The 13,589-nt window shown below is 47.8% G+C and carries 10 protein-coding genes; 9 read left to right on the top strand and 1 reads right to left on the bottom strand.

All coding sequences use genetic code 11. From position 1 onward, the window contains the following. Positions 1-14: 14 nt before the first annotated feature. Positions 15-956, bottom strand: a complete 942-nt coding sequence (locus tag AC438_RS13445; RefSeq protein ID WP_053981785.1) for a tRNA dihydrouridine synthase — start codon at positions 954-956, stop codon at positions 15-17. A 630-nt stretch (positions 957-1,586) separates the two neighbouring features. Here AC438_RS13445 and AC438_RS13440 point away from each other — a divergent pair. The 9 genes from AC438_RS13440 (at position 1,587) to AC438_RS13395 (ending at position 13,572) form a co-directional block, all read left to right on the top strand. Beyond that, positions 1,587-1,847, top strand: a complete 261-nt coding sequence (locus tag AC438_RS13440; RefSeq protein WP_053981784.1) for an OadG family protein — start codon at positions 1,587-1,589, stop codon at positions 1,845-1,847. Positions 1,848-2,043: 196 nt separating this feature from the next. Beyond that, positions 2,044-3,825 (top strand): sodium-extruding oxaloacetate decarboxylase subunit alpha, encoded by a 1,782-nt coding sequence (gene oadA, locus AC438_RS13435; RefSeq protein ID WP_053981783.1) that lies wholly within the window; start codon positions 2,044-2,046, stop codon positions 3,823-3,825. Between the two features lie 13 nt (positions 3,826-3,838). Then, on the top strand, positions 3,839-5,155 hold the full coding sequence (locus AC438_RS13430; RefSeq protein WP_053981782.1) for a sodium ion-translocating decarboxylase subunit beta: 1,317 nt from the start codon (positions 3,839-3,841) through the stop codon (positions 5,153-5,155). A 232-nt stretch (positions 5,156-5,387) separates the two neighbouring features. Beyond that, positions 5,388-6,836 (top strand): pyruvate kinase, encoded by a 1,449-nt coding sequence (pyk, locus tag AC438_RS13425; RefSeq protein ID WP_053981781.1) that lies wholly within the window; start codon positions 5,388-5,390, stop codon positions 6,834-6,836. Between the two features lie 315 nt (positions 6,837-7,151). Next, complete coding sequence (locus AC438_RS13420; RefSeq protein WP_053981780.1) at positions 7,152-8,180, top strand: quinone-dependent dihydroorotate dehydrogenase; 1,029 nt, start codon at positions 7,152-7,154, stop codon at positions 8,178-8,180. Positions 8,181-8,808: 628 nt separating this feature from the next. Next, complete coding sequence (locus AC438_RS13410) at positions 8,809-10,086, top strand: succinylglutamate desuccinylase/aspartoacylase family protein (protein WP_053981778.1); 1,278 nt, start codon at positions 8,809-8,811, stop codon at positions 10,084-10,086. Between the two features lie 95 nt (positions 10,087-10,181). Further along, complete coding sequence (locus AC438_RS13405; protein WP_053981777.1) at positions 10,182-11,300, top strand: 4-phosphoerythronate dehydrogenase; 1,119 nt, start codon at positions 10,182-10,184, stop codon at positions 11,298-11,300. A 48-nt stretch (positions 11,301-11,348) separates the two neighbouring features. Continuing rightward, complete coding sequence (locus tag AC438_RS13400; protein WP_082354166.1) at positions 11,349-12,584, top strand: ATP-NAD kinase family protein; 1,236 nt, start codon at positions 11,349-11,351, stop codon at positions 12,582-12,584. Continuing rightward, positions 12,571-13,572 (top strand): class I SAM-dependent methyltransferase, encoded by a 1,002-nt coding sequence (locus AC438_RS13395; protein ID WP_238376399.1) that lies wholly within the window; start codon positions 12,571-12,573, stop codon positions 13,570-13,572. The genes AC438_RS13400 and AC438_RS13395 overlap by 14 nt, the downstream gene beginning before the upstream one ends. Positions 13,573-13,589: the final 17 nt, after the last annotated feature.

Raw genomic sequence — 13,589 nt, 5'->3', positions numbered from 1 at the left:
GGTGCCCCGTTAAGTTACGCAGCCTTATAGGCATCGTATACTTTTTGCAGCTCAGTGGCGGTGCGCAATCTTTTGACCGCTTCAAAAAATACTTTTGCTTCGGGGTAGGTGCGCTGCAAGTACATCAACCACTGCTTAAGGCGATTACCGGTGTACTTTGGCGGGCATTGTGCGACTGTTTTTTGGTGGTAGTGCCAGACTTTAGGTAAAATATGTTGCCAAGGCATAAATGTGTAGGGCTCGCCGTTCATATGTTGTTTGCCAGCAATGGCAAGGTCTGGGCGGGCCAGTAAGCCGCGCCCTAGCATAATATCGCTGCAACCTGACTCTCTTATGCACTGAGCGATATCTTCGGGTGTCCACATTTCACCATTGGCAATCACAGGAATATGAATCGCCTCGCGCACCTCGCCAATAGCGCCCCAGTAGGCAGGAGGTTTGTAGCCATCTACTTTTGAGCGACCATGAACAAACAGCTCTTGAATGCCGCCACTGGCTAAAGCTTGTGCTGTTTCGATATAACCTTCACGGGCATTGAACCCTAGGCGCATTTTTGCCGTAACAGGAATGTGGTGGGGCACGGCTTGGCGCACAGCGTAGGCAATATCGTGTAATAATTCAGGCTCTTGCAGCAAGCAGGCGCCGCCGCGGCTGCGGTTGACTGTTTTGGCTGGGCAGCCAAAATTAAGGTCTATACCAATGGCGCCTAATGCGGCTATTCGTGAGGCGTGGCTTGCCAGCATAGCCGGCTCACTGCCTAACAGCTGTACGCGTACGGGGGTGTTAATAGGATTGTCGATCTCTGGGCATAAACGGTGAAATACGGCGTCAGGTAGGTGACTATTGGACACCCGTACAAACTCGGTGACAGCCATATCAATACCGCCAAGTGCACTGTAAAGCGCGCGAATATTATGGTCGACAACGCCTTCCATAGGGGCTAAAAAAATACGCATACATACCCGTGGGGCGCTGTGAATAGAGTGCCAATTGTAACATGCAGCGCTTGTTTAATTGTAAAAATGACAAGTATTTGATTTGAAAAGTGCGTTGAGTCTGTGTCATTGTGCGCAGCGCAAGAGCCGTTTTATTGGCGATTGTCCTTATTCGGTGCGGCCTTTATTTTACAGTACGGGTTGAGCCTTAACGCCAATATTTGTCTTGATTTAGGGGTGAGGCAATAATAGTTTGTCCAATGAGACATAGGGTTCTGTTTTCTCGGCAAGGCGCTCGAAGGGGCATGTAACGCTTTGAGCAACGCAGCAGAGGAAGCAGAAAACAAGTATTATTGGATAATGTATTTTTTCCTCGTCCCTTAGTCGCTTATCGAGACATAGGATCACATTATAGGTGTCTTTAAGGGCTGCTTGCGACTAAAAGCTTCATTGATGCTGGCATTTTAGCGTTTAATTTTTGAGCGCTAGAGCAATGAAGTGTCGCGTTTGCCCGTATTTGAGGTAGAATGTGCCCGCTTTTTGCAAGGCCGCCTATTTTGATTGGGTCGCCATTGAGTGTTTTACGCAACCGTAAAACGAACAGTCATTAACAGTGTAATCGGGCTTAGGCCCATAACTGCGGAGTTGATCATGCAGCAATCAATTATGGCGCAAGGCGCTGACCTGATGCTTTTTGGCATGGGCGCGGTGTTTGTTTTTTTAACGCTTTTGGTGTTTTGTACTCGCTTTATGAGCTGGGCAGTTAATCGCTTTATTCCTGAGCCTGAGCAAGTCATTACACCGCTAGCGCCTTTGCCATCGGTGGTGAATACAGCCGACAGCATTGAACCTAAAGTTTTAGTGGCTATACACGGTGCTATTAGTCAGCATCGGGCGAAACAAGGTTTATAACAACGCTTCATTCATGACATGGCTATATACCCCCAAACAGTGCACTAACGGCTTGATAAGCGGCCGGTGACTTCTTAATACTTAAGTCACACTGCCTGTTGGCGTTACATCAATAATTTAATGCTGTTGTGCGATGCGCCTGAGCTTGTTAGGTCATTCCATTCGCCGTCGCACCCCAATTTGTAGAGATATCACTATGACCACCATTAAAAAACCACTAGGTATTACCGACGTTGTACTACGTGATGCACATCAGTCGTTATTTGCTACGCGCATGCGTTTAGACGATATGCTACCGATCGCCGAGAAACTGGATAAAGTTGGATTTTGGTCATTGGAGACTTGGGGTGGGGCGACGTTCGACAGCTGTATTCGCTATTTAGGCGAAGACCCGTGGGAGCGTATTCGCGTACTCAAAAAAGCCATGCCCAATACGCCGCAATCGATGTTGTTTCGCGGGCAGAATATTCTCGGTTATCGCCATTACGCTGACGATGTGGTGTATCAATTTGTTGAGCGTGCTGCAGCTAATGGTGTGGATGTATTTCGGGTTTTTGATGCGATGAATGATATGCGTAATATCGAAACCGCGCTCAAAGCCGTTAAGTCGACCGGCAAGCATGCACAGGGTACAATTTCTTACACCTTAAGCCCAGTACACACACTAGATACTTGGGTTGCACAAGGCAAAAAAATCGAAGATATGGGCGCAGACTCCATAGCGATTAAAGATATGGCGGGTTTATTAAAGCCTTACGAGGGTTACGAGCTGGTTAAGCGCCTAAAAGCCTCGTGTGATATTCCGGTTCATTTACATGCTCATGCGACCACAGGCCTAGCACATGCAACGATATTAAAGTGTGTCGAGGCGGGGATTGATAATGTTGATACGGCTATTTCATCAATGTCTATGACATATGGCCATAGCCCCACCGAAACACTCGTTGCTACTTTAGAAGGGACCGAGCGCGATACTGGTTTGGACCTAGCGTTATTACAAGAAATTGCACTGTATTTTCGTGAGGTTCGCAAAAAGTATGCAAAATTTGAAGGCGCACTCAAAGGCGTCGACGTACGCATTTTAACGGCACAGGTACCTGGCGGCATGCTAACTAACATGGAAGGCCAGCTCAAAGAGCAAGGCGCGGCTGACCGTTTAGATGAGGTGTTAGATGAAATCCCACGAGTGCGCGAAGACTTGGGCTTTTTACCATTGGTAACCCCAACCTCTCAGATTGTCGGCACTCAAGCGGTGATTAACGTTTTGAGCGGACAGCGCTACGCCAATATTACCAACGAAACACAAGGGGTATTACGCGGCGAATACGGGGCAACTCCTGCGGCGGTTAATAAAGAGTTACAAGCTCGAGTACTCGAGGGTGCAGAGCCCATTACTTGCCGTCCAGCTGACTTGCTTGAGCCTGAATTAGAGCGCTTAACCCAAGAGCTAAACGACGAAGCCAAAGCACGCGGTATCACATTAGCTGAAGGTGATCGGGCTGTTGATGACGTCTTAACTTATGCCTTATTTAACCAAATTGGTTTGAAGTTCCTAGAAAACCGCAACAACCCAAGCGCTTTTGAGCCAGTGCCGACAGGGACTGAAAGTGCTGTGGTGAAGACTGATAAGGGTGAAGAAATTTACACCGTAGATGTAGAGGGTCAAAGTTACACTGTAACGGTGAATAATGGCGGTGACTTAACTGGGATCGCTCCACTTGGCGGAGCCGCAGCGACAGTCAGTAGTGCAGTCGGTACCGCTAGCGGTACCCCCGTTAATGCACCGTTAGCGGGTAATATTTTTAGAGTGCTTGTTACACCAGGCCAGCAAGTCACCGAAGGTCAAACCTTGATTGTATTAGAGGCGATGAAAATGGAAACCGAAATTAGTGCACCCGCAGCCGGTGTTGTGGGGGCTGTGAATGTGAGAGATGGCGATGTTGTGACTGTTGGCGATACTCTGCTAACCATCGCTTGAGGTTTATAAAACTATGGAAAATTTATTAGGTTTGTGGTTTGAGTCTGGTGTCTATCAGATGACTCTAGGTCAGGCAGGTATGATTGCGATTTGCTTAGGCCTTTTATTTTTGGCTATTCGCAAAGGCTTTGAGCCTTTGCTGTTGGTGCCAATTGGTTTTGGCGGTGTATTAGCGAATATTCCGGGTGCAGGCTTAGCGTTTAGTGCAGCCGAAAACGCCATTTTGGCTGGTGATCCAGCCTTTTTGGCCGAGGTAGCCCGTATACTAGGTGCCGAAGCGGGAGCAACGGCTAAAGAGCTGGTGCATCTGTATGGCTCGTCGAGCTATGAAACCCATCATCATTTAACCGAAATTGCCGCCGCACAAGACTACCACGACGGTATGTTGTACAGCTTTTATACCGTGGCCATTGCCAGTGGTGTAGCACCTTTACTGATTTTTATGGGGGTGGGTGCCATGACCGACTTTGGTCCGTTATTGGCCAACCCTAAAACGTTGTTCTTAGGCGCAGCAGCACAGTTTGGTATTTTTGCAACAGTACTGGGTGCGGTGGGTTTAAGTGCGCTAGGTATTATGGATTTTTCTATTGCTGATGCGGCAGCGATTGGTATTATTGGCGGCGCTGATGGTCCCACCGCCATTTATGTGGCGAGCAAGTTGGCGCCTGATTTACTCGGTGCGATTGCAGTAGCGGCTTATTCGTATATGGCGTTGGTGCCCTTAATTCAGCCACCTATAATGAAAGCCTTGACCAATAGTGAAGAGCGCAAAATTGTCATGACGCAGTTACGCCCTGTGAGCAAGCGCGAAAAAATATTATTTCCGTTAGTACTATTGGTCTTGGTCGCGTTAATCTTACCTTCGGCTGCACCTTTGCTAGGTATGTTTTGCTTGGGTAACTTAATGCGCGAATGCGGTGTGGTTGATCGCTTAAGTGATACTGCGCAAAATGCCTTGATCAATATAGTGACTATCTTTTTAGGGTTATCGGTAGGCTCTAAGCTAGAAGCTGATAAATTTCTTGACCCTAAAACCTTGGGTATTTTGATTTTAGGAATTGTCGCTTTTGGTATTGGTACCGCGTGTGGTGTGCTAATGGCTAAGTTCATGAATAAAGTCAGCAACCATAAAATTAACCCATTGATTGGTTCGGCGGGGGTTTCGGCTGTACCTATGGCGGCACGTGTTTCAAATAAAGTAGGACTTGAGGCTAATAGTCAAAACTTTTTATTGATGCATGCTATGGGCCCTAATGTGGCGGGGGTTATTGGCTCTGCCGTTGCTGCTGGGGTGATGATATCGATAGTACAAGGCATGCTAGGCAGTTAAAAAATATAGAGCACTCAAAAACCTGCCCGTTGGCAGGTTTTTGCTATTGGTGGATGGCATTCAATTTAGCGTTTGCACAATATTAGCGCTTGCACAATAAATGTCCGGCTTGTTATGCGCCAGCAGATAAACATTACCCACTACCGCCTAAGGCGGCGGTCAGGTTAAAGTGTTATACAATACCTAGCACAAGGACTCGTTAAGCTTTCTATTCATTGATTGGAGCATTGATATGTTGAGACGTACGAAAATCGTAAGTACATTGGGCCCTGCGACAGATGAGCCTGGCGTACTCGAAAAGCTGATTTTAGCAGGGGTTAATGTTGTCCGGCTCAACTTTTCGCACGGTGGCCCCGATGATCACAAAAAACGCTGCGATATGGTCCGTGATTTAGCGGCTAAACATGGGCGTCACGTGGGCGTGCTGGGCGATTTGCAAGGCCCTAAAATACGTATTGCTCGCTTTGCTGATGGCCCTATAGAGTTAGCGCTTGGTGATGCATTTGTCTTAGATGCCGATTTAGATCGCGATGAAGGCAATCAGGCGCACGTTGGCATTGACTACAAAGCACTACCGCAAGATGTGAGTGAGAACGATTTACTCTTGCTTGATGACGGTCGTGTGGTATTAAAAGTTGATCGTGTAGTAGATAGTAAAGTCTTTTGTACCACGACCGTGGCGGGCAAATTATCTAATAACAAAGGGATTAATCGCCAAGGTGGCGGCTTAACCGCGCCAGCGCTGACTGACAAAGACCGTGAAGATATAAAAACAGCCGTCGATTTAGATGTTGATTTTTTGGCTGTGTCGTTCCCGCGCAGTGCTGAAGATATGCATTTAACGCGTGCATTAGTTGAGGAGGCCGGCGGCGATATCGCGCTAATTGCGAAAGTCGAGCGTGCCGAGGCGGTGGCTGATGATGCCGTACTTGATGGTATTATTTTGGCCAGTGATGCTGTGATGGTTGCGCGAGGTGATTTGGGGGTCGAAATTGGTGACGCTGCGTTAATTGGTGTGCAAAAGCATATTATTGAGCGCTCGCGCGCTTTAAATCGAGGTGTAATCACAGCAACGCAAATGATGGAGTCTATGATTAATAGCTCATTGCCTACTCGTGCTGAAGTATTTGATGTGGCCAATGCGGTGCTCGATGGAACAGATGCAGTGATGCTATCGGCGGAAACAGCGGCTGGGCAATTCCCGGTGGAAACCGTTGAGGCTATGGTGCGTATTATTTTGGGGGCTGAAAGCCACCCACGCGCTATCCAAGATGCTCATCGCGAAATACCTGAAACCATGGCGATTAACCAAGCTATCGCGCAAGCAGCAATGTTTACCGCGAATGCAATGCCTGGTGTGACGGCAATTATTACCATGACAGAGTCGGGTGCTACGCCTTTTTTAATGAGTCGCTTTGGGGCGCGATTGCCTATTTTTGCGATGTCACCGAAAGCCAAAACGCTACAAAAAGTCTCGCTATATCGCGGTGTATATCCGGTGCCCTTTGCGTTACATGATATCCCTTTTAACGAAACTAATAACCGTGCGGTCAATGAGCTACGTGCCCGAGGTGTTGTAAAAGATGGCGATTTAGTGATTATTTCCCAGGGGGATGTCCGGCAAAACGTGGGTGGTACCAATGCGATGAAAATTATAGAAATCGGTAAGCCTATCTTTTAATAGCGCTATGGCATCGACAACGATAGCGCGCTTAGGCGTGCTTTTTTTTTGCTTATTTTAACGTCACGACTCAGGCTAGCAAAACCTCATCTGACAGATTGTTAATGGATTATTTTGTGGGCATTTAAGCGCCGGCCTTGCAGTGAAAGCAAGGGTTAGAGGGAGATATGCACGAGTAGACTGTGCAGGGCCACAAAATCGAGGAACGCAAACAGATAACTCAAGTGGCTCAGTCAATGATTCAAAGATCCCCATACTGGGGATCTTTGGATCGTAACATGTTTAATAACTTTATTTATTTTTTGGTAGCTTTATATGTATTCTCTTGCGCGTGCAATTTTATTTAAACTAGATCCTGAAACCAGTCACCATGTTTCGTTAGATTGGCTAGGTGCTTTAGAGCGTTTAAAGCTGCTAGGCGGCTTTGCCTCTAAGCGCATTAATAACCCTGTGGAGGTGATGGGGCTGACCTTCCCTAACCCTGTAGGTTTGGCGGCGGGACTGGATAAAAATGGTGATTATTTTAATGCGTTAGGCAGCTTGGGCTTTGGCTTTGTAGAAATAGGTACGATCACGCCGCTTGCCCAAGCGGGTAACCCCAAACCGCGACTTTTTCGCTTAACCGAGCAACAAGCCATTATTAACCGCATGGGTTTTAATAATAAGGGCGTCAAGCACCTTGTTGAACAGGTTAAGAAAAAGCGTCGCTTCGAAGGCATTCTAGGCATTAATATTGGTAAAAATAAACTCACGCCTGACGAAAATGCATTAGATGATTATATTCATTGCCTAGATGCTGTGTACGATTATGCCGATTATATTACGGTGAATATTTCTTCACCGAATACGCCAGGTTTGCGCAGTTTGCAATTTGGCGACGCTTTAAATATTTTGCTGGCAGGTATTAAACGGCGGCAAGGTGAGTTAGCTCAAAGCCGTGATCGTTATGTGCCTATTGCGGTTAAAATAGCGCCAGATATGACCGACGAAGAGCTGACCGAAACGGCCAATACGCTATTGGCACAGGGCATTGATGCTGTAATTGCGACCAACACGACTATTAGTCGCGAAGGGGTAGAGGGCTCGGCTTTTGAGCAAGAGGCGGGCGGTTTAAGCGGTGTACCGGTACGTGATAAATCAACGCACGCTATTAAAGTCTTATCGCAAGTATTAGCCGGTAAAATGCCAATCATTGGCGTGGGCGGTATTAGCAGTGCCCACGATGCCGCCGAAAAAATAAAAGCCGGGGCCAGTTTGGTGCAATTGTACAGTGGGTTTATTTATCAAGGCCCAGCCTTGGTCAGAGAGGCGGCCAAAGGTTGCTTAGAGGCGCAAGTGGGGTAGCTAATCGCGTGGTCCGCTGGACTATTGCGATATCAAGGGTGAGCCGTATTGGTTTATGGCCGTATGAACGAGGGTTTGTGCGGCAGTGCTTTGAATACTGCCAATACTGAATTACTGAAGACGAGAGATACACTAAGCCTTAACCGAGAAACCGGAATCGTACTTATTGAGGCGGCTCTCGCTCACTTTTTCGGCGCGCAAATTAGGCATTCCGCCGACCAGTACAGCAGCTCCGACCTTGGTTTCACTGCCGAAATCATCAATCTGCGGCTGATTAAATAAAGTTTGTAGCAAATTACGGTATTCATAAGTGGTTAATAACTTAAGTCTCTATTGGCCATACAAAGCCGTAATTGGTAGCGGATGAGAATAGAGCGTACACCTGGCTCTGTACCAAAATAGGGAGATATAACATTAGGCATGACAAGACCAACACCGAGAAGCACAAAGCCATAGATAGCTTGATCAACTCAGTGAATATTTCATAATCGTATAGCTTCGGTATCTATCAAAAGTGATAAATAAAGTTGCTTTATACCGCAGTCAATTGATAATGCGCGTGCATTGAATAATGAAGTGGCCAGCATATAGCGTGGTCTATCTGTGGGTAGGGTATTAGGGTATAAGCATGCAGGCAAAATTTGGTCGGTTAAGTTTTTTAGTTTTTTTTGGCGCGATTGTGGCCAGTCGTGTGCTTATGCCTGGGCAAGTGTTGGCGCAAGATGCACCTTCGCCAGTCGAGCCGCCTAGTTGGGTGCCGGCCAGCCAGTTGCCTAAAACCCCCGAGTCTTTAATACCCGTTGAATTACAAGGCAGTGCTTCGCAAGTGTTACCGGCACCTTGGCTATTAAATGACCTTTTACCGAGTCAATCTAAAGATACGACAAAAGCTCAGTGGCGTGATGGGGAGGGTCAATCTAAAAATATTTTAGGATTTAGCGTGCCACCTAATACGGCAACGCGTATGGATTGGGTGCCTTCACAATCGTTTAGCGGCTTAGACGTGAAGACGCCGGTGCTGGTAGTTAATGGCGCTAAAACCGGACCTACACTGTGCTTGGCTGCTGCGGTGCATGGTGATGAAATAAACGGTATTGAGGTGATTCGCCAAGTGATGTTTGGGTTAGATCCGGCAGGTCTTACCGGTACAGTGATTGGGGTGCCGATTGTGAATTTAATGGCATTTGCGCGCAATTCACGCTATTTACCTGATCGGCGTGACTTGAATCGTTTCTTTCCTGGTAGTGCGAATGGCAGCTTAGCCTCACGCTTTGCTTATGCCTTTTTTAATGACATTATCCGCCATTGCGATGCCTTGGTTGACCTGCATACCGGCTCATTTCATCGCACCAATCTTACGCAAGTGCGGGCCGATTTAAGTGTGCCGAGCGTCTCTGCGTTAGCGCATGATTTCGGCAAAATTGTTGTGCTCAATACACCGGGCAACCCTAATTCTTTGCGAGCGGCGGCCGTCACTGCGGGCATTGCAGCTGTCACCGTCGAGGCTGGCGAGCCATTGCGTATGCAAAAGCACGTGGTCAATGAGGGGGTTGTTGCATTACTCACGCTACTCAAAAAGCGTAAAATGATTGACCATTCTGTTTTTTGGTTTGAACCTGAGCCGGCTTTTTATCAATCGTTTTGGGTCCGCGTGCAAAGCTCAGGCATTTTGTTTAGCCAAGTGAAGCTCGGTGCCCACGTTATGCGTGGCCAATTATTGGGCACCGTGACCAATCCCATTACTAATGAGCAAGCCACCATTACATCACCATATAACGGGCGTGTACTGGGCATGGCTTTAGATCAGTTTGTATTACCTGGTTTTGCTGCTTACCATATTGGTATTAGTAATCCGGGTGAACCCTCGATAACGATGCCGCTTGATACCGAAGGCTTCGAAGATTAGTGCTAAGGCAACTCTATGCTGGCGCGCCAGTAACAGCTGATAGCCCGCAGTAAAACGTGTAAACTGCGCGTTTGCCAAAGTAAGGGTGCGGTACTGTGGATAGGCTTAAAATTGTTGCTGATGAAAATATTCCGGCACTAGAGACTTTGTTTGGTCATTTGGGGCACATGATTAAATTGCCTGGTCGCACGATGAGCGCTGACGATTTAGCCGGCGCTGATGTTTTACTGGTGCGCTCGGTGACGCAGGTCGATTCGGCATTATTAGCGCGTAGCAACGTACGGTTTGTCGGGACTTGTACAATAGGAACTGACCATCTTGATAAAAATTTTTTAGAGCAATCGGGTATTGCTTGGTCGGCAGCTCCAGGCTGTAATGCAGGGGGCGTTGTGCAATATGCGCTCGCTGCCATGGCCACCTATAGTCCTGATTGGGCTACAAAAACAGTGGGTATTGTAGGCTGCGGCAATGTGGGTGGGCGGCTTTACCGCACCTTAAAGGCCTTGGGTGTTAGTGTAAAAGTGAGTGACCCGTTTAAAAGCGCAGCACATATTCCAGAGCTCACCACACTGCAAAATGTGTTAGCGGCCGATATTATTTGCATGCATACACCTTTAACGGTTGATGGCCCGCACCCGACGCAAAAGCTCATGAATACACATAATTTAAAGCAGTTGAATCCGAATGCGTTGCTCATAAATGCTGGGCGTGGCGAGGTGATTGACAATCTTGCGTTATTTGAGCATTTACAAAATACACCATCATTGAATGTCGTATTAGATGTATGGCAGGGTGAGCCCGATATTTTCACTCCGCTTATGAGTATGGTGAAATGCGGTACCCCTCATATTGCCGGATATAGTTTTGAAGGTAAATTAAATGGCTCGTTAATGATTTTTGAAGCTCTGGCGACAAGCCTTAACATGGACCCTCATGTTATTGCTACACGCATGGCGGAGGTTAAAAGTGCGGTACTGGGTGAGCCGGAGCCATTAACCGCAAGCAGTATTAATGAGGCGGTGCTAAAAACCTATAACCTACAAGCCGATAACGCACTGATTGCTGATGTGCTCAATGCTAAGCGTCCCATTAGCACCGCATTTGACCGGCTGCGTAAACACTATTGGCAGCGCCGCGAGCTAGCTCATTACTTTTGCCCTGAGGGTAAGGGCGATATACATGACTTTTTACAATTAGTGAATGGCGTTCAATAGCGACAACTTAATCCCAGTATTAAAACAGTATTCAATAGCGGTATGGGTATGACAAGTCATCAAAGCGACAGCAATCACTCAAGTGTATCAAACGACATAAAAAGCACGCTACGGATTGGGTTTTTGATTAACCCCTATGCGGGCATTGGCGGTCCTGCAGGGTTTAAGGGAAGTGATTTAATCGAGCTACAAAGCGCCGCCGCCCAAGGGAAAATACCCTTGCGGGCGCCTGCACGGGCACACACCTTTTGGCGCTTAATTGCGCAGGCACTCGAGGCTAGTGCGTTAACCTCCTTACCTTTGGGTATTGAGGTGATTTCGGCTCCTCAGCAAATGGGCGCTGATTGGCTCAGTCTTTGGGGGGTTGCGCACACAGTGGTCAGTGGGGCTGTTAACGTGCAAACCACGGCACAAGACACGCAAGTATTTGCTCAAGCCATACAGCGCCAAGGGGTCGATATTTTAGTGTTTGCCGGCGGCGACGGTACCGCAAGGGATATCTACCGTGCCGTGGGGAGTGAGCAATTGGTCTTGGGTATTCCCTCTGGTGTGAAAATGCACTCGGGTGTGTATGCAATTAACCCACAATGCGCGGCCGAGTTGATGATTCAATTGCTTAGCGGCGTACTCATGAGTACCAGCTTACAAGAGGTACGCGACATTGATGAAAATGAGTTTCGTCAAGGCCGCGTTAAAGCGCAATACTTTGGTGAAATGCCGGTGCCCGCAGCTGCCGAGTATGTACAGGCCGTCAAGCAAGGCGGCATGGAAAGCGAAGCTTTGGTGTTGTTTGATATTGCCGAGTATCTACGTGAACACTTTAGCCCCGATGCACTCATTGTTTGGGCGCCAGGATCAACCACGCTGGGTCTTTTAAAGGAGTGGGGTCATGAAGGGACCTTGCTCGGAGTGGATGTCCTTATGCCTTCGGGTGATTTAATCCGCGATGTGAATGCCCAGCAACTTAATGCTCTAGCGGCAGACCACACAGGTGTGATTGAGTTAGTCGTGACGGCTATTGGCGGTCAGGGCCATATTATTGGTCGCGGTAATCAGCAAATTACCCCCGAGCTACTTAAACGTATAGGCAAAGAGCACGTTAATGTCGTAGCGACAAAAACCAAGCTGCGCACACTTCATGGTCGGCCACTGCTATTAGATTCTGGTTGTGCTGAGCTCGATGAGCTGTGGGCGGGCCTTATTCCTGTCAATACCGGCTATGACGATGTGGTGTTATACCCTGTTGGCCGTTTACCGAAAGATACCTCCGATGACCAAAAATAATGCCATGATCCTAGACGACTTAGCCGTTTTTGAAACGCCTTGTCGCCGCTATTTTGACGCTCTCGCAGGCTCTACTACGACGTCCTTCATCAATAGTCGGCGTATATTCCATGGCCGCGGACAGTGTTTTGCCCGCTGGGAGTGGTGTACCGTCGATGTCTTTGCGCCTGTCGTATTGTTAACCGTTTTTGCGACCCCGCCGCCTGCGCAACTCGCTGCAGCAGTGGCGTGTATTAAGCAGTATTTACCCCAAGCGTTGCCATTTTTTGCCGTCCAGCGCCGCGACATGCATGGCGCGCCGTATTTTTGGGAGCAGGGTAATCGCGAAGATTTACCGCAAGTTGTTGCACAGCGCGGCAATCAGCAATATCGCTTGGATTTTAACCAGCAAAATTGCGGCTATTTTTTAGATATGGAGCCTGGCCGTGTTTGGCTAGAGGGCGTGGTTGCTGCAAAAGCCAAAACAGGTGACGCAAAAGTACTTAACTTATTTGCGTATACCTGTGCCTTTTCGGTTGTGGCGATTGATGCTGGCGCAAGTGATGTGGTGAATGTTGATTTAAGCCGTCGCTCGCTCACTGTTGGTCGTGAAAATCACCGCTTAAATAATCACGATACGCAAAAAGTAAAATTTTTAGGTGTCGATATTCTGAAGTCGTGGGGAAAAATTAAAAAAATGGGGCCTTACGATGCGGTTATTGTCGACCCGCCAAGTTTTCAAAAGGGGAGTTTTGTGGCCACCAAGGATTACCAAAAAGTGGTGCGCCGATTGCCCGAGTTGTTAAGCCCTGGCGGGCAGGTGCTGGCGTGTTTAAACGCCCCCGAGTTTAGCAGCGATTACCTCAAAGACTTATTTGCCGAGCAAGCCCCAGCATTGACCTTTATTGAGCGGCTAAAGCCCAGCGCCGATTTTCCTGATATTGATACTGAACAGCAATTGAAGTTACTGGTTTATCGGGCGTCAGAGTCATTAATCAACGCCTCATGAGTTGCGTGCTAGGCTTA

This window comes from Marinagarivorans algicola (assembly GCF_001292705.1).
GTDB lineage: Bacteria > Pseudomonadota > Gammaproteobacteria > Pseudomonadales > Cellvibrionaceae > Marinagarivorans > Marinagarivorans algicola.
The sequence above is the reverse complement of the archived record's forward strand: the minus strand, read 5'-3'. Positions and strand labels throughout refer to the sequence as shown.